General features: G+C 65.9%; 18 protein-coding genes. 12 read left to right on the forward strand and 6 right to left on the reverse strand.

The window, feature by feature from the left end; genetic code table 11:
• Positions 1–79: 79 nt before the first annotated feature.
• The 4 genes from CVM73_RS34235 to CVM73_RS34250 all read left to right on the forward strand — a co-directional run bounded on the left by CVM73_RS34235 (position 80) and on the right by CVM73_RS34250 (position 4,119).
• Complete coding sequence (locus tag CVM73_RS34235; protein ID WP_100236177.1) at positions 80–547, forward strand: hypothetical protein; 468 nt, start codon at positions 80–82, stop codon at positions 545–547.
• A gap of 141 nt (positions 548–688) precedes the next feature.
• Entirely contained in the window at positions 689–1,984 is a 1,296-nt protein-coding gene (gene murA, locus CVM73_RS34240; protein ID WP_100236178.1) for a UDP-N-acetylglucosamine 1-carboxyvinyltransferase, read from the forward strand.
• A gap of 255 nt (positions 1,985–2,239) precedes the next feature.
• Positions 2,240–3,634, forward strand: a complete 1,395-nt coding sequence (locus CVM73_RS34245) for an MATE family efflux transporter (RefSeq protein WP_100236179.1) — start codon at positions 2,240–2,242, stop codon at positions 3,632–3,634.
• Positions 3,631–4,119 (forward strand): DUF2867 domain-containing protein, encoded by a 489-nt coding sequence (locus CVM73_RS34250; protein WP_100236180.1) that lies wholly within the window; start codon positions 3,631–3,633, stop codon positions 4,117–4,119. Before CVM73_RS34245 ends, CVM73_RS34250 begins: the two co-directional genes overlap by 4 nt.
• Here the strand turns inward: CVM73_RS34250 and CVM73_RS34255 are convergent, their stop codons facing one another.
• Entirely contained in the window at positions 4,120–5,235 is a 1,116-nt protein-coding gene (locus CVM73_RS34255; RefSeq protein WP_100236181.1) for an FUSC family protein, read from the reverse strand. It lies immediately after the preceding gene.
• A 123-nt stretch (positions 5,236–5,358) separates the two neighbouring features.
• Here CVM73_RS34255 and CVM73_RS34260 point away from each other — a divergent pair, with 123 nt between their 5' ends.
• A complete protein-coding gene (locus CVM73_RS34260; RefSeq protein WP_100236182.1) occupies positions 5,359–6,726 on the forward strand; it encodes an MmgE/PrpD family protein in 1,368 nt (455 codons plus the stop codon).
• A gap of 207 nt (positions 6,727–6,933) precedes the next feature.
• Here the strand turns inward: CVM73_RS34260 and CVM73_RS34270 are convergent, their stop codons facing one another.
• Entirely contained in the window at positions 6,934–8,361 is a 1,428-nt protein-coding gene (locus tag CVM73_RS34270; RefSeq protein WP_100236184.1) for a serine hydrolase domain-containing protein, read from the reverse strand.
• Positions 8,362–8,507: 146 nt separating this feature from the next.
• Entirely contained in the window at positions 8,508–9,563 is a 1,056-nt protein-coding gene (locus tag CVM73_RS34275) for a helix-turn-helix domain-containing protein (protein WP_100236185.1), read from the reverse strand.
• Between the two features lie 335 nt (positions 9,564–9,898).
• Here CVM73_RS34275 and CVM73_RS34285 point away from each other — a divergent pair, with 335 nt between their 5' ends.
• The 3 genes from CVM73_RS34285 to CVM73_RS34300 all read left to right on the forward strand — a co-directional run bounded on the left by CVM73_RS34285 (position 9,899) and on the right by CVM73_RS34300 (position 14,369).
• Positions 9,899–10,816 (forward strand): pirin family protein, encoded by a 918-nt coding sequence (locus CVM73_RS34285; RefSeq protein WP_100236187.1) that lies wholly within the window; start codon positions 9,899–9,901, stop codon positions 10,814–10,816.
• Between the two features lie 63 nt (positions 10,817–10,879).
• A complete protein-coding gene (locus CVM73_RS34290) occupies positions 10,880–11,794 on the forward strand; it encodes a phosphoribosylaminoimidazolesuccinocarboxamide synthase (protein ID WP_100236188.1) in 915 nt (304 codons plus the stop codon).
• Between the two features lie 358 nt (positions 11,795–12,152).
• Positions 12,153–14,369, forward strand: a complete 2,217-nt coding sequence (locus CVM73_RS34300; RefSeq protein WP_100236190.1) for an SLC26A/SulP transporter family protein — start codon at positions 12,153–12,155, stop codon at positions 14,367–14,369.
• A 193-nt stretch (positions 14,370–14,562) separates the two neighbouring features.
• Here the strand turns inward: CVM73_RS34300 and CVM73_RS34310 are convergent, their stop codons facing one another.
• Together CVM73_RS34310 and CVM73_RS34315 are read right to left on the reverse strand one after the other, a co-directional pair.
• Positions 14,563–16,056 (reverse strand): NAD-dependent succinate-semialdehyde dehydrogenase, encoded by a 1,494-nt coding sequence (locus CVM73_RS34310; RefSeq protein WP_100236192.1) that lies wholly within the window; start codon positions 16,054–16,056, stop codon positions 14,563–14,565.
• A 282-nt stretch (positions 16,057–16,338) separates the two neighbouring features.
• Positions 16,339–16,659, reverse strand: coding sequence for a hypothetical protein (locus CVM73_RS34315; protein ID WP_100236193.1), 321 nt, complete (start codon positions 16,657–16,659; stop codon positions 16,339–16,341).
• Positions 16,660–17,009: 350 nt separating this feature from the next.
• Between CVM73_RS34315 and CVM73_RS34320 the strand changes: the two genes are divergently transcribed.
• Positions 17,010–18,206 (forward strand): serine hydrolase domain-containing protein, encoded by a 1,197-nt coding sequence (locus tag CVM73_RS34320; protein ID WP_100236194.1) that lies wholly within the window; start codon positions 17,010–17,012, stop codon positions 18,204–18,206.
• Positions 18,207–18,470: 264 nt separating this feature from the next.
• Here CVM73_RS34320 and CVM73_RS34325 read toward each other — a convergent pair whose 3' ends face one another.
• Positions 18,471–19,472 (reverse strand): adenosine kinase, encoded by a 1,002-nt coding sequence (locus CVM73_RS34325; protein WP_100236195.1) that lies wholly within the window; start codon positions 19,470–19,472, stop codon positions 18,471–18,473.
• 125 nt (positions 19,473–19,597) lie between these two features.
• On the opposite strand from CVM73_RS34325, the gene murJ reads away from it, so the two are divergent.
• The 3 genes from murJ (at position 19,598) to CVM73_RS34340 (ending at position 22,863) form a co-directional block, all read left to right on the forward strand.
• Positions 19,598–21,130, forward strand: a complete 1,533-nt coding sequence (murJ, locus tag CVM73_RS34330; RefSeq protein ID WP_100236196.1) for a murein biosynthesis integral membrane protein MurJ — start codon at positions 19,598–19,600, stop codon at positions 21,128–21,130.
• A gap of 81 nt (positions 21,131–21,211) precedes the next feature.
• A complete protein-coding gene (trpS, locus tag CVM73_RS34335; protein ID WP_100236200.1) occupies positions 21,212–22,264 on the forward strand; it encodes a tryptophan--tRNA ligase in 1,053 nt (350 codons plus the stop codon).
• Positions 22,265–22,368: 104 nt separating this feature from the next.
• Entirely contained in the window at positions 22,369–22,863 is a 495-nt protein-coding gene (locus CVM73_RS34340) for a universal stress protein (protein ID WP_100236197.1), read from the forward strand.
• Positions 22,864–22,989: the final 126 nt, after the last annotated feature.

Below are 22,989 nucleotides of genomic sequence, written 5' to 3' on the forward strand. Positions count from 1 at the left end.
ACACCTGAACCTCACCACCTGCCATTGCGACGAAGGAGCATGAACCCGTTGGCCGCTTCGGCCGGGAAGCCCTCACGCCATGACCAGTTCCGCGCCGACCAGTTCCACTGCGCCCTCGCGCCGGCTTGGCATCATCGGCAGCATCGTCGGCGTGCTGGCGCTGATCGCGGCCGTCTTGCCGCATTGGGTCATACCCGCGATCTATCCCCCTCCGCCGGCTGACAAGGTGATTGTCGATACCGGTCACCGCCTCAAGGACCGCCTGATCGCGCGGGTCAAGGGCGTCGAATATCAAGCGCCGCCGCGCGAGAAATCGACGGGAAGCCAGTTGAGGGAGGCATCCTCGATCGGTGCGATCTCGCTCGGCCTGCTCGCCATCCTGTTCTCGGTCCTTGCCCTCGTATTCCGCGAGGAGAGGCTGCTGGCCGGAGTCGCGGCCGCGCTCGGGACTGGCGCCATCGCCATCGAGATCTCGTTCCTGGCCATGGGCGTCTTGATGCTGATCGTGATCCTTTATGTGGTGGCGAATATCATCGGGTTGTTCTAAACGCCCGGTTCAGCGGAACCGTTCGGGTCCGATGAGCGGCGCTCCGCCGTGACAAGTGCAGAATTGCTACCCTGCTCAATTCTCGGTAGTTTCCGCCCCCGAAGCAGCCCGCCCCACCGCAACAGGACGGAGAAAACCGACGTGGCGCCCATCCAATACATCGTCGAGGGCGGTCACCGGCTCTCGGGCTCGATCGAGCCGTCCGGCAACAAGAATTCGGCGTTGCCGATCATCGCCGCCGCGCTGCTCACCGAGCACCCGGTGACGCTGGAGAACGTGCCGCGGATCCGCGACACCGAGACGCTGGTCGAGCTGATCCGCTCGGTCGGCGCATCGGCGGAATGGACCGCCCGCAACACGCTTCACATCCACGCCAAGAGCATCCGCGCCGCCGATCTCGACCCCGAGCTGTGCGTGCGCATCCGCGCCTCGATCCTGCTCGCCGGCCCCCTGCTCGCCCGCTGCGGCGAAGTGATGCTGCCGCCGCCGGGCGGCGATGTCATCGGCCGCCGCCGTCTGGACACGCATGTGCTGGCGCTGGAGCAGCTGGGCGCAAAGGTCACCGCGACCGACCGGCTCGAATTCCGAGCGCCAAAACTCGCCGGCGCGGACGTGTTCCTGGACGAGCCGAGCGTCACCGCCACTGAGAACGCGCTGGTCGCGGCGGTCGCCGCCGACGGCGTCACCTATTTGCGCAACGCGGCCTCCGAGCCGCATGTCCAGGACCTCGCCTATTTCCTGGTCGCGCTCGGCGCCAGGATCGAAGGCATCGGCACCAACACCATGATCGTGCACGGGCAGGCGACGCTGGGGGAGGCGACCTACAGGATCCAGCCCGACCATATCGAGGTCGGCTCGCTGATCGGACTTGCCGCCGTGACACGCTCGCCGCTGCGCATCATGCGCGCCGGTGTCGAGCATCTGCGCTCGATCCGCATGGGTTTCGAGCGGCTCGGCATCGTCTGCCGCGTCGAGGGCGATGATCTCATCGTGCCCTCCAATCAAACCTTGAAGATCCAGGACGATTTCGGCGGCCACGTGCCGAAGCTGGAGGACCAGCCATGGCCGGCCTTCCCGGCCGACCTGATGTCGATCGCGATCGTCACGGCCACGCAATGCGAGGGCGTGATCCTGATGTTCGAGAAGATGTTCGAATCGCGGATGTTCTTCGTCGACAAGCTGATCGCGATGGGCGCGCGCATCGTGCTGTGCGACCCGCACCGCGCCATTATCGCCGGACCCAGCCGCCTGCGCGGCGCGCCGATGACCTCGCCCGACATCCGGGCCGGCATGGCGATGCTGCTCGCCGCCGTCTGCGCCGAGGGCACCTCCACCATCAACAATGCCGACCAGATCGAGCGCGGCTATGAGCGCATCGAGGAACGGCTGAACGCACTGGGCGCGAAGATCAAGCGCGTGCCGGAGAGGAAGAGCTGATCTTCGCCTCTCCCAGTAAGAACGGGGAGGGGGAGAAGAAGCAGCGTCGCACTTCGCACACCGTCTCGTGCCCCGGACGCAGCGCAGCGCTTCCCCGGCGATGCGAAGCATCGTCCGGTTCAGCGATGCGCTGCTGAGCCGGGGCCCACGCCGCAACATCGGTGCCTGTCGCTTCTGCTGGGTCCCGGCTCGCGCTTCGCGCGTCCGGGACACGTCAGCCATGTTTTCGACGTGTGGCTGTGCTACTGACCGGCCATGCTCGACACCGTCCAATATCAAGCGCAGCCGCAAGCCGGCGCGCCGCCAAATCATCTTGCCGAAGAATTCGTCGAGACGCTGCGCCTCGCCGTGCCGATGATGCTGACCCAGCTCGGGCAGATCGCGATGATCACGACCGATCTCGCGATGATCGGCCGACTCGGCGAAGATGCGGTGGCCGCGGCGGCGCTGGCGCATACGGTCTATTTCGTCAGCTTCACCTTCGGGCTCGGATTGACGTCCGCCGTGTCGCCGCTGGCCGCGCAGGCGTTCGGCGCCGGCGACGTCAGGCGCATCCGCCGCTCCCTGCGCGTCGGCCTGTGGGCCGCGCTGCTGATCTCGCTGCCGATGATGGCCTCGCCGCTCTATGGCGAGCAGATCCTGCTCGCGCTCGGTCAAATGCCGCAATCGGCCGCGCTGGCGCAGCACTATCTGAACGGCCTCGCCTGGGGTATTGCGCCGGCGCTCGGCTTCATTGCGCTGCGCAGCATGATGAGCGCGGTGAACCGGCCGCAGGCGCCGCTGTGGATCACGGTTGCGGCGATCCCGGTGAATGCCGCGCTGGTCTACGCCCTGATCCACGGCCTGTTCGGCCTGCCGGAGCTCGGCCTGTTCGGCGCCGGGCTTGCGACCACGCTGGTCAATCTCGGCACGTTCCTCGCCGCGCTCGCGATCGCCGGGTTGCGAAAGCCGTTCGCGGACTATCATCCGCTCGCCCGTCTGTGGCGGATCGACTGGCCCTTGATGCGTCAGCTCGTCGCGGTCGGTGCGCCGATCTCGTTTTCCCTGTTGCTGGAGTATGGCCTGTTCTCCTCGGCGGCGCTGCTGATGGGACTGATCTCGACCGCCGCGATTGCCGCGCATCAGATCGCGCTCCAGGTCACCGCCGTGCTGTTCATGGTGCCGCTCGGCATCGGCATGGCGGCGACGGTGCGGGTCGGTCATGCCTTCGGCCGCGACGACATGGTTGCGGTGAGGCGCGCGGGCCTGGCCGCCGCCGTGCTCGGGATCGCGTTCGTCGCCGCCCTGACCGTTGCAATCATTCTCGGCCGCTACGAGCTCGGACGGCTGTTCTTCGGCCGCAGCGAGGCCAGCGCGGCAACGGTCGAGCTGACGGCGACATTGCTGCTGGTCGGCGCGAGCTTCTTCATCGCCGACGGCCTCCAGACCATCATGGGCGGCGCGCTGCGCGGCATCAATGACACCAGGATGACGCTGGTGTTCGCGGCGATCGGCTATTGGTGCGTCGCCTTTCCCGTCGCCTGGGTGCTTGCCTTCCACGCGGGGCTGGGCGCGGTCGGCGTCTGGATCGGGTTCTCGATCGGCTCGTTCGTCTATGCCGCCCTGTTGATCTTGCGCTTCCGGATGCTGGCGCGCAGATTGGCGGAATGAAGGGAAGGGTCCACGAAGTCGCGCCTGAGGTCGACGCCGACGCGGTGCTGGCAGGCGCTCAATTCATCGATGCGTTTCGCGTGGAGATCGGCGCGGCGACGGTCGATGCGCGCGAGGCCTGCGTCCGGATGGTGCTGCACGGACCACGCTGGATCGACGTGCTGCTGCGCCTGCGCAACATTCTGGTGACGCCGTTCGGGCTGAAGACATCGGGCGAAGGCGCGCCGGCGCCGCATGGATTGATCGGCCTGTTTCCGGTGGTGAGCGAGACGCCGGAGCGGCTGGTCGCCGGCTTCAACGATTCCCATCTCGACTTCCGCATCGTGGTCGACGTGGCGGGCGATGGCGCGAGCCGCGAGGTGACCTCGACCACGCTGGTGCGCACGCACAATCTGCTCGGCCGGACCTACCTCGCGCTGATCATGCCCTTCCACAAGCTGGTGGTCCGCGGCATGATGGGACGCATCGTGGAGCCGGCCCGCTAGTTACTCCGCGACCCGCGCGGACTTGTCGCCCGACGCTTCCGACCATTCGCCGACGACGCGATCGAGGTCGCACAGGTTCTGGTGCATCTGCTCCAGGGAGAAGCCGAGCGCGAAGAAGCGCTCGGCGGTGTCGCCGGGTTGGCCGCGGAGCAGGCCGTCCTGGCGCACGGCGGCGACCGCCTCGGCATAATGCTGGAGCGCGACGTGGACCGGATGGATCGGCGGCGCGCCTGCGCCTTCGCGCAAGGCGCTAGCTGCCGAGCGGAGGAAGCGCGCGATCACGGTCGAGACCTCCGTCAGCGGGCCTGCGAGCCGCGTCTGCACGTCGGCCGGCAGCGGCACCACGGTGGCGCGCCCGATCATCACGACGTCATGGCGCAGCCGCAGGATGGTTCGCAGCAACGGTCCGGTATCCGGCCCGCTCGACAGGCGTGCCGCGCGCTCGCGCTCGGCTTCGGAGCCGATCGCATTGAGGCTGACCATGGCCGTGCCGATGCCGTCCTGGATCCGGTGCAGCGCGTCGTTGTCGCGGCCGCGCGTGAGACCCGCGAGCAGCTCGGTGAAGGCATCGGCGATCAGTTCGAGCAGCGTCGCCGCGCTGGCGCGGATCTGCCGCACCGCGCGCGAAGGCAGCACCAGGAAGGAGACGAGCAATCCCGTGACGGCGCCGACGCCGACCTCGCTGACGCGGTCGATCGCCGAGGTCATGGGATCGGAATGATGCATGGTCGGAACCAGCAGCACGATCACGGCGGTGACCGTGGCGGCGCTCAGGCTCGGATTGATCGCGGCGATGAAGGCGAGCGGAGCGACCGAGAGGACCAGCAATCCCAGAAGTCCCGCTTCGCTCGAATAAGGAATCAGGATCGCGATGGCGCCGCCATAGATCGCGCCGCCGATGGTTCCGAGCATGTAGTCGCGCGTCGCCTTCAGCGAGCGGCCGACGCTCATCTGGGTCACGATCAGCGAGGTCAGCACCGCCCAGAGCGGCAGCAGCAGATGCAAGGCGGTCGCGATCGCATAGGCCGCTGTGGCGGCCACCGTGACCCGGATCGCGAGCCCCAGTTGCGTGCGCCGCGACCGGATCTTCTCGAACACCTTCGCCGCGAATGCCATGCCCGAATATCCCGGTCCGATCCTCATACGCCAAGCAAAAGCATAGCTGATGCCCGCGGCCGCAAGGCCGCTTGAAAGGCCAAATCAGCCCGCCTAACTTGCCGGCCAAAACGAGGAAACACGATGGCCCACGAAACCGCAACGCTCGCTGCCTACGTCTTCAACCTGAAATACCAGGATATTCCGGCGGAGGTGCTGGAGCGCGCCAAGGTGCTGACGCTGGACTTCCTCGGCAGCGCGATCAGGGCACGGCGCGAGGCGGAATCGACCCCGTCGATGCTGAAGATGCTGGAGGCGCTGGCGCTCGACACCAGGGGCGAGTCCACCGTATTCGGCGATGCCAAGACCTGGACGCCGGCGGTCGCTGCGCTGCTCAACGGCGCGCTCGGCCATTCCCTCGACTTCGACGACACCCACGCCGATTCCTCGCTGCATCCGAGCGCGCCGGTGGTTCCGGCCGCCTTCGCCATCGGCGAGATGGTCGGCGCGTCGGGCCGCGACGTGCTGACGGCGATCGTTGCCGGCTACGAGGTCTGCTGCCGGCTCGGCAACGCGCTCGATCCGACCTCGCACTACGCGCGCGGCTTCCACCCGACCGCGACCGCCGGCACCTATGGCGCGGCTGCGGCGGCCGGCAAGCTGTTCGGCCTCAGTGAGACGCAGCTGATCGCCGCGTTCGGCGTCTCCGGCAGCCAGGCCGCGGGCTCGCTGCAATTTTTGGTCAACGGCGCCTGGAACAAGCGTTACCAGGTCGGCGCCGCCGCGATGAACGGCGTGATCGCCGCAACGCTGGCGCGCAACGATTTCGTCGGCGCGACCGAGTCAGTCGAGGGCAAGCACGGCCTGCTCGCCGGCTACACCGATGACGCCCATCCGGACAAGGCGGTGGCCGAGCTCGGCAAGAGCTATGAGACCATGAAGATCGGCGTGAAGCCTTATCCGAGCTGCCGCTACACCCATGCGGCGATCGACGCGCTGATCGCGATGCGGCGCGAGCACAATCTGACGCCCGACCAGGTCAAGCGCGTCGAGATCGGCCTGCATCGCAACGGCATCACGCTGACCGGCGACGCCGCGACCAACCGCCACCCGCGCTCGATCGTCGGCGGCCAGTTCTCGATGTTCTTCACCGGCGCGCTCGCGCTCGACCAGGGCTCGTTCGGCTGGGACGACTACAACCGCCTTGGGGACGCCGCCATCGACGCGCTCGCCGACAAGTTCGACGTGGTGCAGGACGATCGCCTCGAGATCGGCCGCACCCATCCCTTCGGCGCGCGCGTGAGTATCACCACGGACGATGGTGTGCATGAGCGGCTCTATGCCGATCCGTCCGGCGAGCCGACCTCGTTCCCGGACACGCAGGCGATGCAGCAGAAGTTCTTGACCTTGGCCCGCCCGGTGCTGAATGCGCGCGCGGAGAAGTTTGCCGACGCGATCATGACGCTGGAGCGGTTCGACCGCGTGGCGCAGGCAACGGAGCTGGGGAGGTAGGAGGTCGCGGCGGCGCCGGTCTGCTTACCCTCCCCTGGAGGGGGAGGGTCGGCTCATATTGAGCGCAGCGAAATATGAGACGGGGTGGGGTGACGGTCCCTCCGCATCCAACAGTGCCCGAGCGGAGAGATCACCCCACCCCGCTCGCGCTTCACGCGATCGACCCTCCCCCTCCAGGGGCGGGTAAGGGACAGCGCTCCGCACCTCTCAATTCGCCCCAGCGAGCTTCCCCTTCTCGCGCGTCGCTGCCACCACATCGCGCACCAGATCGAACACGCCGTCGGCTTGCGCCGGCGCGTTCGGCGAGCGGCCGAGCCGTACGATCACCAGCTTCTCCGACGGGATCACGATGGTGTATTGCCCGATCGTGCCCTTGGCGAAGAAGGCATCGCGCGGCCAGCCGTGCTCCACGCGAAACTTCGCGCCAAAGCTGTCGCCCTGGTTGGTCCAGAATCCGGCACCGATGCCGACCCAAGCATTTGGCGTCGGTGAGGACGAGTAGCTCACCCATCCCTCCGGCAAGATGCGCTTGCCGCCGGCGACGCCGTCATTGAGGTAGAGCTGGCCGAGGCGCGCCCAGTCGCGCGCGGAGGCCAGCATCTCGCTCGAACCCTCGATCGTGCCTGTTACGTCGAGCTGAAGCGTGACGTTGACCATGCCGAGCGGCGCGAACAATTCGCGGCGCGCGAAGCGGAGCGCATCGGCGGGCTCTCCGCCGGCGGCATCGCGCAGCAGATGCGCGAGGATGAGAAAGTTGCCGTCGTGATAATTCCACGCCGTGCCCGGCGCGGTCGCAAGCGGCGCGCGCTCGGCGAAGCTGGCCATATCGTCCTCGGCGAATTTCATGGTGTTGACCGGTTCGAGCACGGAGCCCAGCGAGGCCTGCAACGAGCTGCCGAGCGCGATGCCGGCGGTGTGACGCAGCAACTGGTCGATGGTGATGGCATGACGCGGATCATCCAGATTTTGCCAGTCGGCAATTGGCGCGGGCCCGTCAAGCTTCAACTTGCCCTGGCGCACGAGAATGCCCGTCAGTGCAGACATCACCGACTTCGTCATGGAGAAGCCGAGCAGCTGCGTCTCCGGTCCGATGCCGTCCGCATAGCGCTCGGCGATGATGCGGCCGGCCTTCATCACAACGATCGCGCGCGTGCGGCGGTAGGGCGGCTGCGCGGGCTCGGCGAAGGCGCGGTCGAGCGCAGCTGATAGGCCCTCTCTTTGTGGAGCCACGATCCCGGGGCCGGCGATATCGGGGAGCAGCGCGGGCTGCTCATCGTCGGGCGGCAACCCGACGTCGACGATCCCCTGGCCGTGCTCGAGCGTGCAACCAAGTCCCTCGCGATAGACGGCATGGCTGCGGCCGATCCCGAACAGGGACACCGTGACATCCTTGCGCGTGCGATCGACCTGAAGATCCATCGCCCAGGTGAGCAGACCCGCGCCCGGCATCGCGTCGGCGGTCTCGGCGAGGTCGCGCATGGGATCGAGTCCGGAGACGAAGGTCTCCGAGCAGAGCGTGTCGGCGATGAAGCCGGTAGCAACCTTGGGCACATCGCGGGCCCGCGCCGCGCCGAGCGCGAGACCGGCACAGGCGATGGCGGTGGTAGCGAGGATGATCTTGCGGCGACGGGTCACGGGCTTTCTCCGGCTGCGGGGCGTGTGGCGGAGAAGGAGCCTGATACGAGCGATGGGCGCTCGCCGGATTCGAAAACGACCTCGTCGAAACCGATCTGAGGCTGGCTGATTTCGGAATTCTTAAGTGATTTCAATGGCCTAAGAATCTAAGCCGTATCAACCTTGAGCCGCCGATATTCCGTCGGCGTCACGCCCGTGACTGCCTTGAAGGCGCGGTTGAACGGCCCCAGCGACTGGAAGCCGGCGTCCATGGCGATGGTGATGACGGGGACCTCGGCCTGGGCGGGGTCGGCGAGTGCGGCCTTGGCCTCCTCGATCCGGTGGTTGTTGAGGAACACATTGAAGTTGCGATAGCCGAGCCGTTGATTGATCAACCGGCGCAGCCGGTATTCGGGAATCTTGAGCCGGTTCGCGAGCACGCCGATGGTGATGCTCTCGTGGCGATAAATCCGCTCGTCCGCCATCAGCCGCATCAGGGCATCGACGAGCTTCTGGTCGGCGGATTCATCGCCCTTCGCGGGTTGAGCCAGAATTGTCGGCGCGGCCACCGACGCCGGAAACAGATCGACGCCGTCGACACGCATCATCGCCCAGGCGATGGCCGCAACGATGCAGGCGAGCACGCCGGCATTGATCGTGTTGGCGACATCGCCCGCACTGCCGGCAACGAGAATCTGGAGCAGCGCATTCACCCCGCCATAGAGCGCGGCGGCGCAGACGATGAAAACGCGAACCTTGCGGCGGCGCTCGACCAGATCCGCCGACCACGAAGCGATCGTCTGCCCCACTGCGAGCGCGATGAAACCGAGCACGATCAGATCGACCGCGATCACGGAGAGGCGAATGTTCCCGCTGGGTGCGATCCAGAGACACCCGACAAAGCTGAAGGCAGTCACCGCCACCCAGATCAATCCATGCCACCATTGCAGGCGAAATTCGTCATCGAACAGCGCGCGCGTGAACAGCCAGAACACCACGATGTTGCCGGTCGAGAGCGCGATCAGCGGCGCATGCCATGCCGGAACCAGCGACGATACGCCGACCGAATAGCTCGCCGCATGTGCGGCCGAGCCGAGCGCGAAGGCCGCGCCGAGGCGGGCAGCGAGAACGCTGCGGAAATCAGAGATCAATGACGCCGCCAGCACCAGCAGCAGCGTGACGCTGGCGGAGCGAAAGGCAAGCTCGGTTGCGGCAAGAGTCATCGGTAGGTGCGATCGGTCGCGGTTGAAGTCAGCCGACCATCGGTCGTTGGGCTTGCTTTTTCAAGGACCATCCTCACTCTCAACTGTCATCGCCCGGCCAGTGCGCAATTGCGCACTAGGACCGGGCGATCCAGTACTCCGAGACGGCTGTGATTGAACCGATGGGCCGCGGCGTACTGGATCGCCCGCCTTCGCGGGCGATGACAGCGGAGCAAGGCGTTGACAGCGGAGTATGTGGCACTGTTGCGACGTGACGTCCGGCCCGGCCTTTGTCGCGACGGCGCTGCAAATTCCTGCTACGATCACGCCCAAGAAAGCCAAAAAGGAGCCTACCCATGAGCTGGATGCCCGACAACGATCCCGTGCTCGGCGATCCCAAATCCTGCGATGCGCTCGATCTCGTCATCGTGCCGCGGACGCGCGATCTCGGCGACGGATTCGCGGTGCGGCGGGCGCTGCCGCATGGCAAGCGGCAGATGGTCGGCCCCTTCATCTTCTTCGACCATTTCGGACCGGTGCAGTTCGTCTCCGGCAAGGGCATGGACGTGCGGCCGCATCCGCATATCGGGCTTGCCACCGTCACTTACCTTTTCGACGGCATGATCATGCATCGCGACAGCGAGGGCAACGTCCAGGAGATCGCGCCCGGCGCGATGAATCTGATGACCGCCGGCCGCGGCATCGCGCATTCCGAACGCACGCCGGATACGCAGCGCGCCGCGGGCCAGAAGATGCTCGGCCTGCAGAGCTGGATCGCACTGCCGACCGGGTCGGAAGAGATCGCACCCTCGTTCCAGCATTATGCGGCGGGCGACCTGCCGATGATCTCCGAGCGCGACTTCACCGCACGCGTGATCGCGGGTTCGTCCTTCGGCATCGCCTCGCCTGTCGCGATGGTGTCGCCCTGGTTCTACACCGAGGTCACGGCGGTCGGGGGCGCGACGGTGCCGCTCGATCCCGATCATGAGGAGCGCGCGATTTACCTGGTGGACGGCGAGGTCGAGATCGCGAACGAGCGCTATGAGGGGCCGCGGCTGCTGATCTTCCGGCCCGGCGACCGCATCACCGTGAAGGCGCTCAAGGCGACGCGGATGATGTTTCTCGGCGGCGACGCGCTGGAAGGCCCGCGCCATATCTGGTGGAATTTCGTCTCCTCCAGCAAGGAGCGGATCGAGCAGGCCAAGCAGGACTGGAAAACCGGCCGCTTCGCGGCAGTTCCGCAGGAACATGAGTTCATTCCGCTGCCGGAATAGGCTAATCCGGTGTCCGGCCGCGCAACCAAGTGCGGCTGGATTCCTTGTGCGAAGGCTCTGCCGATGACCACCATGCTCTCCAGCGACCTGCCCCTGCCCAAGATCGGACGCGGCAAGGTGCGCGACATCTACGCCGTCGACGATGACCGCCTGCTGCTCGTTACCACCGACCGCATCAGCGCCTTCGACGTGGTGATGGGCGAGACCATTCCGATGAAGGGCGCGGTGCTGACGCAAATCAGCGCGTTCTGGTTTGGCGAGCTCGAAGGCGTGGTGCCGCATCACATGATCAGCGCCGACACGGACGAGATCATTGCGGCCGTGCCGGCGCTGAAACCGCACCGCGCCGAGATCCTCGGCCGCGCCATGCTGTGCAAGCGGACCACCGTCTTCCCGATCGAATGCGTGATCCGCGGCTACCTCTCGGGATCGGCCTGGAAGGAATATGCCGCGAGCGGCACGCTGGCCGGCGAGAAGCTGAAGGCAGGCCTGGTCGAGAGCGAGAAGCTGGAGCCTGCGATCTTCAGCCCGGCGACCAAGGCCGAGAGCGGCCATGACGAGAACATCACGATCGCGCGGATGCGCGAGGTGGTCGGCGACGAGGTCGCCTACACGCTGGAGAGCATGACGCGCGCGATCTACACGCTCGGCGAGGAGCTCGCCCGCGAGCAGGGCATCATCATCGCCGACACCAAGTTCGAGTTCGGCCGCGACAAGGAAGGCCGCATCATCCTGATCGATGAGGTCATGACGCCCGATAGTTCGCGGTTCTGGGCAGTGGACGCCTACAAGCCCGGCCAGCCGCAGGCGAGCTTCGACAAGCAACCCCTACGCGACTATCTCGACATCGAGCGCCGCGCCGGCCGCTGGAATGGCGACGCCCCACCGCCGCCACTGCCCGCGAGCGTGGTGGACGCGACCAGCAAGCGGTATCTGGAAGCGTACCGGCGCGTGACAGGGAAAGAGCTGAAGATTTAGCGGCTGCTGCCGCGCGCTCCGTCATTGCGAGTGCAGCAGGGGTGGGGCTGGGAACCTGCGCGCCGCACCCTCAACCGTCATCGCCCGGCTTGACCGGGCGATCCAGTATTCCAGAGACGGCGATGTGATACGGAGAAGCCGCGGCGTACTGGATTCCCCGCTTTCGCGGGGAATGACAGCGGTGGTTGTGGAGGCTTCGGTTTTCCCGTCCACCCTATGATTGACCATTCACATGGTGTGAACGGCATCCCCAGAAGACCATGGCACAACTGTCGGATATTTCATAATTACAAGAATCCTGTTGCGTTAAGCCCGTAGTCCTCTACGACGGACTTTTTCAGGGGGCGAGCGCAACGGCGTGACCGATCCAGCAATCATTTTCAGTCCGACCTCTCGATTCAATCCGGCCATCAAGCGGGCGCTCAACGACATATTGGGCGGAAGTGCCGCCAGCGTCCTGACCGTCACTTTCGGACTGTCCTATTCGCTGCTGATCTTCGCCGGACCATTGTCGCCCTACCTGTCCTACGGAATCGCCGCGACCTTCATCAGCTCGGCGGTGCTTGCGGCGGTCATCGCACTCGGCAGCTCCATGCCCTTCGCAATTGCCGCACCCGACAGCTCGACCGCCGCGGTGACGGGAATCCTGGCGGCCTCGCTGGTCGAACGCATCGCGGCGGCCGATCCGTCGGCGCCGCTGCTCTCACCCGTCCTGATCACGCTGTGCCTGTCCACCGTGCTGACTGGCGTCGTCTTGTGCGGCTTGGGCCTGACGCGGTTGGGCCGCGCCATCCGCTACGTGCCTTATCCCGTGGTCGGAGGCTTCCTCGGCGCCACCGGGCTCTTGATCGTCATGGGCGCGATCCGGGTGATCACCGATCATCCCGTGCAGCTCGCGACGCTGCGGCGCTTCGCCGACGGTGTCGCGCTGTCGGAGCTGGGCGCGGCCTGCGCCATGGCGCTGGTGCTCTATCTAATCTGGCACCGCTCGCGCAGCCCGTTCGGACTGCCGATCATTCTGGTCGGCGGCGTGCTCACGGCGCATCTGGCGTTCTGGATCTCCGGCATCTCGCCCGATGAAGCCCGCGCGCTCGGCTGGACCTTCCGGCCGCCGCCGGCCGCTTCCTTCATGGTGCCCTGGCACACCGACGGCTTCATTCAATATCCCTGGTTCGCCGTGCCGGACCTGCTCGGCAATCTCGTCGCCGTGATCTTCGTCACCGCATCCAGCACGCTGTTCAACACCACCGGCATCGAGGTGGCCATGCACCGCGAGGCCAATCTGGAGCGCGAGCTGAACGTCACCGGCGCGGCCAATATGCTGACCGGGGTGCTCGGCGGCTATGCCGGCTGCATCTCGGTCAGCCGCTCGATCCTCAATTTCTCCAGCGGCGGTCGCGGCCGCGTGTCCGGCCTCACGGTCTCGGCCTTGTCGCTGCTCATGCTCGCGATCGCCCCCGAATTACTCGGCTACATCCCGAAATTCGTGCTCGGCGGATTGCTGCTCTATCTCGGCGCCGACCAGCTGCACAAATGGATCGTCGAATCGCGCAGGCGGCTTTCGAAGCTCGAATATCTCTCGCTCATCGCCATCATCGTCATCATCGTCACCTGGGGCTTCGTGCCGGGCATCCTGATCGGCGTGATCATCGGCTGCGCGACGTTTGCGTTCAGCGCGGCGCGGGTGGAGTCGATCAAGTACAGTTTCGACGGCTCGGAATACCGGTCCTCGCTCGATCGCTCGCGTGACGACCAGGAGGTGCTGCTGGCCCATGGCGGCAACATCCAGGGGCTCAATCTGCAGAGCTATCTATTCTTCGGCTCCGCCAACCGGCTCTACCAGCACGTCAAGCGTCTGCTGCAGAAGCGCCCGGAGTGCCGCTATCTGCTGTTCGACTTCAAGCTCGTCACCGGGGTGGATTCGTCGGCCGCCTACAGTTTCGCCCAGATCAAGCGCAGCGCGGCCGATCTCGGCGTCGAGCTGATCCTGGTGCATCTGTCGGCTGCGGCCGAGAAGGTGCTGCGCTCCAGCGACTTCGTCGGCGCGGGCGTCACCATTATTGCCGAGCTCGACCACGCGCTGGAATGGTGCGAGAATGAGATCATCGCGCAGCATCAGGGCCTGGCGCAGGAAGAAGCCAGCCTGCGCGACTGGTTCGCGGGGATTCTCGGCAGCGAGGACGATGCCGACGCGCTGATCCACCGCTGCCAGCGCATCGAGGTCGACGCCGGCGAAATCATCGTGCAGGCCGGCGATCCCGCCGATTCCATGCACTTCATCCTCGACGGCCGCGTCGGCATCATGGTGCCCGCCGAGGACGACCGCACCACGCGCGTACGCAGCCTCGGCCGCTACACCACGATCGGCGAGATGGGCCTGGTGTCAAACACCCCGCGCAGCGCGACGATCCAGGCCGAAATCGGCAGCGTGCTCTACGTGCTCAACACGCACCAGTTCGACGCGATCAAGGAAGAGGATCCAGCGCTCAGCCACAAGCTGCTGACCTATTTCGTGTCGGTCATGGCCGAGCGGCTGACGTTTGCGAACCGGACGATCGCGGTGCTGCGGCGGTGAGCGTCGCGTAGCCCGCATGAGCGCAGCGATATGCGGGACCGGTCGTCCCGGATGTCGCTGCGCTCATCCGGGCTACGAAACCGGAGATCGTCATGCCCGGGCTTGTCCCGGGCATCCACGTTCTTTGTACCGCGGAGTAAACCGTGGATGGCCGGGTCAAGCCCGGCCAAGACGGTGTAAGAGAGAGCCGGGCTTAAACCCCCGCCATCATCACGTATTTGATCTCGACATACTCTTCCATGCCGTGATGCGAGCCCTCGCGTCCCAGGCCGCTGTCCTTGACGCCGCCGAAGGGCGCGACCTCGGTGGTGATGAGGCCGGTGTTGACGCCGACCATGCCCGACTCCAGCGCTTCGGCGACGCGCCAGACGCGGCCGAGATCGCGGGAATAGAAGTAGGAGGCGAGACCGAACGGCGAGGCGTTGCACATCGCGATGACGTCAGCCTCGTCCTTGAAGCGGATGACAGGCGCGAGCGGGCCGAAGGTTTCCTCCTGCGACACCAGCGAGTCCGGCTTGACGTCGGCCAGCACCGTCGGTTCGAAGAACGAGCGTCCGAGCTCGCTGCGCTTGCCGCCGGTGACGACCTTGGCGCCGCGCTTGACGGCATCCGCAATGTGGCGCTCGACCTTGTCGACCGCCTTCATGTTGATCAAGGGCCCTTGCGTGACGCCGCTCTCGGTGCCGTCGCCGATCTTCATCGCCGCGACCTTCTTCGACAGCTTCTGCACGAACTCGTCGTAGATCTTGTCCTGGGCATAGAGGCGGTTGGGGCAGACGCAGGTCTGGCCCATGTTGCGGTATTTCGAGACGATGGCGCCTTCGACCGCGGCATCGATGTCGGCGTCGTCGAACACGATGAACGGCGCGTTGCCGCCGAGCTCGAGGCCGAGTCGCTTCACGCCGACGGAGGCCTGCCGGTAGAGGATCTTGCCGACCGCGGTCGAGCCGGTGAAGCCGACGAAGCGAACGGCCGGATGCTCGCACAGCACCTTGCCAATCGGCGGCGCATCACCCGTGATGATGTTGAGCACGCCCTTGGGGATGCCGGCCTTCTCGGCGAGCACAGCCAGTGCCAGTGCGGATAGCGGCGTCTCGTTGGCGGGCTTCAGCACGACGGTGCAGCCGGCGGCCAGCGCCGGCGAGACCTTGCGTGTGATCATCGAGTTCGGGAAATTCCACGGCGTGATCGCGCCGCAGACGCCGATCGGCTGCTTGATGGCGAGCAACCGCGCATCGGGCCGCTGCGTCGGGATGGTCTCGCCATAGACACGACGCGCCTCCTCGGCGAAGAACTCGATATAGGCGGCGCCGATATCGACCTCGCCGAGCGCCTCGGTGAGCGGCTTGCCCTGCTCGGAGGTGAGGATCAGCGCGAGGTCCTCGCGGTTGGCGATGATCAGCTCGAACCATTTGCGCAGGATGTTGGAGCGCTGCTTGGCAGTGTGCTTGGCCCAGGCGGGAAAGGCGCGCTCGGCGGCTTCGACCGCCCTGGTGGTGTCATCAGCACCTAGCTGCGGAACCTTGGCGAGCTCGACGCCGGTGGCGGGATTGTTGATGGCAAAGACCGGCGTGCCGACCCAGGCGCCGTCGATGTAGCAGGCCTCCTTCAGCAGCGAGGGGTCCTTCAGCCGGTCGCGCAAATGGGGCTTGGCTTGCGGGGCGCGTGTGGCGGCGGTCTGGGTCATGGCGTTTCTCCCTGGGCGATCGGATCGGCCCGGAATATAGGGACAGACGGCGCGCAATGCACCGCCCCGCAACGCACATCTGCTGATAGCTAAGCTGAGAGCGCGGTCCCTTCACCTCTCCCCAGCGGGGAGAGGTCGATTTGCTCCGGGCGATGCGAAGCATCATCCCGTGCAAATCGGGTGAGGGGGCGCGGGTCCCACGAGAGAGTGTAACCCCTCACCCGCGCCTTCGGCGCGACCTCTCCCTATGGGAGAGGTGTGGCACCGTCGCCGGGGGGATGATCAGGCCGCGCCGCTCATATAGGTCTCGCGCCGGCCGATCATACGCTCGGCCGCGGCCTTGGCGTCCGCCTTCGTGGACGTCGCGCACGTCCGGTATTCGAGATCGGGGACATGAGAGGTGTCACGGCGGCCGAACCAGGATTTCGAGCCGACCGGCAGCAGCGCCAGCGCCTGCGCCAGATTGTCGACCGCGCCGAAGGAATAGAGTGCGCCGGTGCCGGCGATGCGGACCTCGTAAATGCCGGGCGAAATCGGCGCCTCCAGGTTCTCGCCGCGTCCCGCACGGGGATAGCGCTTCCATTCGCTCCAGGTCGAAATCATCTGAGGTCCCCCTCGCCGCCCATCCACGGCCGGCAACATTTGCATCAAGTCTTAGTCGGCCCATGGATTGGGCCGGGCGCCGAACGCGGCCACTCACGAAATGTTTCAGGTGTCCGAAAACTCACGAAACATATCGCCTGCAGCCCGTCTCAGGTCAGGGCGAAGTTCGGCAATCCACCACAGATTGTGAGGCTGCGTCGCCGCTTCAGCCCCGTTGTCGTCCTGCGTGGGACCAAGATGGTCAAGTCACGACATCGCGACCGGCGCAGGTCCATAGATGCGCTTGCCGCGCCGGGCATGCGGGAGGACAATCGATCACTTCCAACAATAATCAAACCCGAGGAAACGTCATGCAAAGCCAAGCACAGATCGATGAGATTCTGCGTCAGAAGAGCGAGACCAAGGAGATTCCGGGCGTGGTCGCCATCGCCGCCAGCGGTAACGACGTGCTGTATCAGGGTGCGTTCGGCAAGCGCGATCTGTCCAAGCCCGATGCGATGACAATCGACAGCGTGTTCTGGATCGCCTCGATGACCAAGGCGGTGACATCAGCGGGCGCGATGCAGCTGGTCGAGCAGGGCAAGCTGTCGCTGGATGCGCCGATCGGCGATGTGCTGCCCGATCTCGCCGCGCCGCAGGTGCTCGAAGGGTTTGATGCCAAGGGCGAGGCGAAGCTGCGGCCGGCAAAGGGACCGATCACGCTGCGCCACCTCATGACCCACACCGCCGGCTTCTGCTACAATATGTGGAACGGCGATCTCGCGGTCTATCTGGACAAGAACGGCATTCCCGCCATCACCACCTGCCAGAATGCGGCGCTGAAGACCCCGATCATGACCGACCCCGGCACGCGCTGGGAATACGGCACCAACATCGATTTCGTCGGCAAGGCGGTGGAGTCCGTCAGCGGCAAGCGGCTCGACGCCTATCTGCGCGACAATCTGTTCACCCCGCTCGGCATGCGCGACACCGCGTTCAAGATCACCGACGACATGCGCAAACGCCTCGTCGGCATGCATGCGCGCGGCGAGGACGGCCAGCTCGCATCGATCCCGTTCGAGCTCGAGCAGGAGCCGGAATTCCACATGGGCGGCGGCGGCCTCTACTCGACTGCGGCCGACTACATCAAGTTCACCCAGATGATCCTGAACAAGGGCCGCGGCAACGGCAACCAGGTGCTGAAAGCCGAGACCGTCGCAACGATGGCGCAGAACCACATCGGCGATCTCGCCATGGGCAAGATGACGACGGCGGCGCCGATGTACACCAACGACGTCGATCTCTATCCGGAGCAGGTGAAGAAGTGGGGCCTCAGCTTCATGATCAACACCGCCAAGACCGCCGAGGGCCGCAGCGCGGGTAGCCTCGCCTGGGCAGGGCTCGCCAACACCTATTACTGGATCGATCCCTCGCGCGACGTCACCGGCGTGATCCTGATGCAGCTGTTGCCGTTCGCCGATGCGAAATGCCTGGAGGCGTTCGCGGGCTTCGAGCGCGGGGTCTATGCCGGGCTCGATGCTGCCGGAAGCGGGCAGAAGGCGGCGTGAGGGGTTGACGCTCGCACCACGCGAACACTGTCATTCCCCGCGAAGGCGGGGAATCCAGTACGCCGCGGCTTCTCGATAAACCACTGACGCCTCGGAGTACTGGATCGCCCGGTCAAGCCGGGCGATGACAGTGGAGGATGAGGCGCGCGCTTGCGTCCACATCGTCATTGCGAGCGTAGCGAAGCAATCCAGCCTGCCTCTGCGGCGAGACTCTGGATTGCTTCGTCGCAAGGGCTCCTCGCAATGACGCCGAGAGAGCGAAACTTAAACCGTCAGCCCACGCTGGCCGGCCAGCTCCTTCAGCGACACCAGCGGCCTTGCGCCGATGTGCTGAATCACTTCGGCGGCCGCTAGCGCGCCGAGCTCGCCGCACTGCTTGTAGCCGAAGTTACGCGCCAGGCCATAGAGGAAGCCTGCGGCGAAGAGATCGCCGGCGCCGGTGGTGTCGATCACCTTGTCGACCGGGAAGGCTGGAGCTGCGACGGCGTCTTCCACCGAGACCACCATGCAGCCCTTCTCGCTGCGGGTGACGACGCCGAGATTGACGTCGTTGCGCAGCTGTTTCAGCGCGGTGTCGAAGTCAGAGGTCATGTAGAGCGAATGCAGCTCGGACTCGTTGGCGAAGACGATGTCGACGGTGCCGCCACGCATCAACGCGAGAAACTCGTCGCGATAGCGGTCGACGCAGAAGGAATCCGACAGCGTCAGCGCCACCTTGCGCTTGGCGTCATGGGCGATCTTGGCCGCCTTGACGAAGGCATCCTTGGCGTTCTTGGGGTCCCAGAGATAGCCCTCGAGATAGACGATGCCGGCAGCAGCGATCTCGGCCGGGTCGATGTCGGCGGGCGACAAATCCTGCGCGGCGCCGAGATAGGTGTTCATGGTGCGCTCGCCGTCGCCGGTGACCAGGATGTAGGAGCAGCCGGTGGCGGGGCCGTCCGTGGCGGCGGGCGTGTTGAAGGCGACGCCGGCGGAACGGATGTCATGGATATAGAGGTTGCCGATCTGGTCGTCCTTGACCTTGCCGACATAGGCGGCGCGTGCCCCTAAGCTGCCGATGCCGACGATGGTGTTGGCAGCCGAGCCGCCCGAGACTTCCGTGGCCGGACCCATGTCCTTGTAGATGGCGGCCGCCTGCGCCTCATCGATCAGCGACATGCTGCCCTTGGCCATGCCATGCTTGGCCAGAAAGGCCTCGTCGGTCCTGACCAGCACGTCGAACAGCGCGTTGCCGATGCCGAGAACGTCATATTTCACGTCAGCCATTCACCTTGATCCTGTTTGCCGGATTGCGATCCCTGCGGAAATCCGCTTCCTGTCGGCCTGAAATCTGAGCTCGCGGCCTATCACGACCGGGCCTTCGCGGGCAAGCAACGGTATTCTCGAGAGCAATGATCCGCTCCTTCCTCACCGTCTCGACGGGAACATTGGCCTCGCGGCTGCTGGGTTTTGCCCGGGATTCCCTGATCGCGGCGCTGCTCGGCACCGGCGCTGTGGCCGACGCGTTTCTGGCGGCGTTTCAGCTCGTCAACGTGGTGCGCCGGCTGCTCAGCGAGGGCGCGCTGAACGCGGCGCTGATCCCGGCCTGGCTGCGCGCCCGGGACCGCGATGGCGAGGAGGCCGCCTCCGCATTTGCCGGCCGCGTGCTCGGCACGGTCAGCGCCGCCCTGATCGCGATCTCGATCCTGATCGCTTTGTCGATGCCGCTGGTCATCACGGTCATCGCGCCAGGATTCCTTGGCAGCGGCACGCTCGACCTCGCGGTTGAGAACGCGCGGCTGATGCTGCCCTATCTCGCCTTCGCCGGTCCCGTCACCGTGCTGATGGGACTGCTCAACGCGCAGGGGCGCTTTGCGCTAACCGCCTTCTCGCCGCTGCTGTTCAATATCGCGCTGATCGCCGCGATCGCAGCGCTGCTCGTCGGGCATGCCGACGCGACCTTCGCGGCCTGGATGCTGGCGGCCACCGTCGGTATCGCCGGCCTGCTGCAACTGCTGATGCTTCTGTCGCAGCGGAGTGGACGCCTCGCGGCACCGTTGCGCGTGAGTTTCGACAAAGAAATGCGCGGCTTCTTCGCCAAGGCGATCCCCGGCATGATTGCGAGCTCGGGCCCGCAATGGCTGATGATCGCGGGCGCGATCATCGCCTCGGCGACGCCGTCCGCGGTGTCCTGGCTCTATTTCGCCAACCGCTTGATCGAGCTGCCGCTCGGCATCGTCGGCGTCGCCATGGGCACGGTGCTGGTGCCGGAGCTGACGCGCGCCGTGAGCAGCGGCGATCGCGACGCGGTGGCGCATGCCGAATCCCGCGCGCTGGAGCTGGCGACCGGCCTGGCGCTGCCGGCGACCCTCGGCCTGATCGTCTTGGCCGAGCCGATCGTGCGGCTGCTGTTCGAGCATGGCGCCTTCGGCGCGGCGGACAGCGCGGCCACCGCGCGCGCGCTGATGTGGCTGGCGCTAGGCCTGCCGGCGCATGTTCTGATCAAGGCGCTGTCGCCGGCCTTCTATGCCCGCAGCGACACGATGACGCCGCTCATGGCCACCGCCAAGGGCTTTGTGGTCGCTGTCGTGCTTGCTGTCCTGCTCGGCCATGCCTTCGGCACGAGCGGGATTGCGGCAAGCATCGCGGCCGGCGCCTGGAGCAGCGGGCTCTCGCTGCTCCGGAAAGGCACGAGCGAGTTCGGCTTCTCGGTCGACGCGAGCGCCCGCACGCGATTGCCGCGGATCGTGCTGGCCGCGATCGTCATGGGCGCCCTGCTCTGGCTGACCAGAGGCCTTGTGCCTGCCGAGACCCATGGCTTCATCAAATTCGTCGCGCTCGGCGTGCAGATCGCGGCCGGAATCGTCGTCTACGGCCTGCTGCTGCAGATCCTCGGTGCCGCCTCCTGGCGCGAGGCGGTTAGCGCGCTGAAACGGCCCAGCTAAACCGCGAGCCCAGCGAAATACCCTTGACGGCGCAGCGCCGCTGTTGGAAACGACGGCCGAATACCTATGGGAAGGCTGACCATGCCATTCGTTGAACGGGTCTTTTCGGGCGTCCAGCCGACGGGCAATCTGCACCTCGGCAATTATCTCGGCGCAATCGTCAACTTCGTGAAGATGCAGGAAACTCACAACTGCATCTATTGCGTCGTCGACATGCACGCGATCACGCAAGGCGTCGACGTCTGGGGCGGACCGGCCGAGCTCTCGCGCAACACCCGCGAGGTCACCGCGGCGTTCATCGCGGCCGGCATCGACCCCAAGAAGCACATCGTGTTCAACCAGAGCCAGGTCTCGGGCCATGCCGAGCTCGCCTGGATCTTCAACTGCGTCGCCCGCATGGGCTGGCTCGGCCGCATGACCCAGTTCAAGGAGAAGGCCGGCAAGGATCGCGAGAATGCCTCCGTCGGGCTGTTCGACTATCCCGTGCTGATGGCCGCCGACATCCTGCTCTATCGTGCCACCCACGTCCCGGTCGGCGAAGACCAGAAGCAGCATCTCGAACTCTCGCGCGACATCGCGCAGAAGTTCAACAATGATTTCGGCGATTCCATCCGCGCGCAAGGCGCCAATGACGGCTTGTTCTTCCCGCTGCCGGAGCCCCTCATCACGGGCCCGGCAACGCGTGTGATGAGCCTGCGCGACGGCACCAAGAAGATGTCGAAGTCGGATGCCTCAGACAATTCGCGCATCAATTTGACCGACGATGCCGACACCATCGCGCAGAAGATCCGCAAGGCGAAGACCGATCCGGAGCCGCTGCCGACGGAGGAGAAGGGCCTGGAGGCGCGCCCCGAGGCCGACAACCTCGTCGGCATCTTCGCCGCGCTCTCCGGGCGCCCCAAGGCCGACGTGCTCAGGGATTTCGGCGGCGGCCAGTTCTCCAGCTTCAAGAACGCGCTGGCGGAGCTGTGCGTGACAAAACTCGCGCCGATTGCGGGCGAGATGAAGCGCCTCGTCGCCGACCCCGGCCATATCGATACGATCCTGAACGACGGGTCCGACCGGGCCCGCGCCATCGCCGACGAGACCATGAAGCTGTCCAAGGACATCGTCGGCTTCATCCGCCGGCGCTGAGGCACGACCGCAAGACCGGCTGGCGCCACGGCGCCGGCCGCTTCGCCTCTCCCAAACATTGAGGGAGTGTGGCAGCATGCGGCCATGCAGATTCCGGGACATGCATGACCAGCAAGCGACTTTGCTACGAGCCGGGTCACAAGCCCAAATGCCTCGTCATCGTCGACGACAGCGCCGAATGGGATCGCGCGGTCTATTACGCCAGCCGCTGGGCGATCCGCGCCGGCGGCGGCGTGGTGATGCTGCGCATCATCGAGCCCGAGGAGCAGACGCAGGAATGGCTTGGTGTCGCCGACATCATGCGCGCCGAGGCGCAGGAGGCGGCAGAGGCCGCGCTCGACCGCGCCGCCGGTAGAGCCAACGGCATCGCCGCGATCACCCCGGAACGGGTGATTCGGGAAGGCGCCGCGATGGAACAGCTGCTCGCGGTGATCGACGAGGACCCCGACATCGCCATGCTGGTGCTGGCCGCGAGTCCCGGCGCGGAGGGGCCGGGCCCGCTGGTTTCACTGCTCGCACATGCGCTGGGCACGTTCCCGGTGCCGGTGACGATCATCTCGGGCGCGCTGAGCGACCAAAGCGTGGATTCGCTGTCGTAGGCTCTCTTACCCTCCCCTGGAGGGGGAGGGTCGGCTCACATCTGAGCGCAGCGAAGATGAGAGACGGGGTGGGGTGACGGTCTCTCCTCGCAGAATACTGCCCGTGTTGAGAGATCACCCCACCCC

This window comes from Bradyrhizobium forestalis (assembly GCF_002795245.1).
In the GTDB taxonomy this organism is placed as follows: Bacteria; Pseudomonadota; Alphaproteobacteria; order Rhizobiales; family Xanthobacteraceae; genus Bradyrhizobium; species Bradyrhizobium forestalis.

Coding starts and splice junctions, on each gene's coding strand:
- CVM73_RS34250 (WP_100236180.1), top strand. CDS start 3,631: ATGAAGGGAAGGGTCCACGAAGTCGCGCCTGAGGTCGACGCCGACGCG.
- CVM73_RS34255 (WP_100236181.1), bottom strand. CDS start 5,235: ATGGCATTCGCGGCGAAGGTGTTCGAGAAGATCCGGTCGCGGCGCACG.
- CVM73_RS34245 (WP_100236179.1), top strand. CDS start 2,240: ATGCTCGACACCGTCCAATATCAAGCGCAGCCGCAAGCCGGCGCGCCG.
- CVM73_RS34310 (WP_100236192.1), bottom strand. CDS start 16,056: ATGACCCAGACCGCCGCCACACGCGCCCCGCAAGCCAAGCCCCATTTG.
- CVM73_RS34285 (WP_100236187.1), top strand. CDS start 9,899: ATGAGCTGGATGCCCGACAACGATCCCGTGCTCGGCGATCCCAAATCC.
- trpS (WP_100236200.1), top strand. CDS start 21,212: ATGCCATTCGTTGAACGGGTCTTTTCGGGCGTCCAGCCGACGGGCAAT.
- CVM73_RS34260 (WP_100236182.1), top strand. CDS start 5,359: ATGGCCCACGAAACCGCAACGCTCGCTGCCTACGTCTTCAACCTGAAA.
- CVM73_RS34340 (WP_100236197.1), top strand. CDS start 22,369: ATGACCAGCAAGCGACTTTGCTACGAGCCGGGTCACAAGCCCAAATGC.
- CVM73_RS34290 (WP_100236188.1), top strand. CDS start 10,880: ATGACCACCATGCTCTCCAGCGACCTGCCCCTGCCCAAGATCGGACGC.
- CVM73_RS34235 (WP_100236177.1), top strand. CDS start 80: ATGACCAGTTCCGCGCCGACCAGTTCCACTGCGCCCTCGCGCCGGCTT.
- CVM73_RS34275 (WP_100236185.1), bottom strand. CDS start 9,563: ATGACTCTTGCCGCAACCGAGCTTGCCTTTCGCTCCGCCAGCGTCACG.
- CVM73_RS34315 (WP_100236193.1), bottom strand. CDS start 16,659: ATGATTTCGACCTGGAGCGAATGGAAGCGCTATCCCCGTGCGGGACGC.
- CVM73_RS34325 (WP_100236195.1), bottom strand. CDS start 19,472: ATGGCTGACGTGAAATATGACGTTCTCGGCATCGGCAACGCGCTGTTC.
- murJ (WP_100236196.1), top strand. CDS start 19,598: ATGATCCGCTCCTTCCTCACCGTCTCGACGGGAACATTGGCCTCGCGG.
- CVM73_RS34320 (WP_100236194.1), top strand. CDS start 17,010: ATGCAAAGCCAAGCACAGATCGATGAGATTCTGCGTCAGAAGAGCGAG.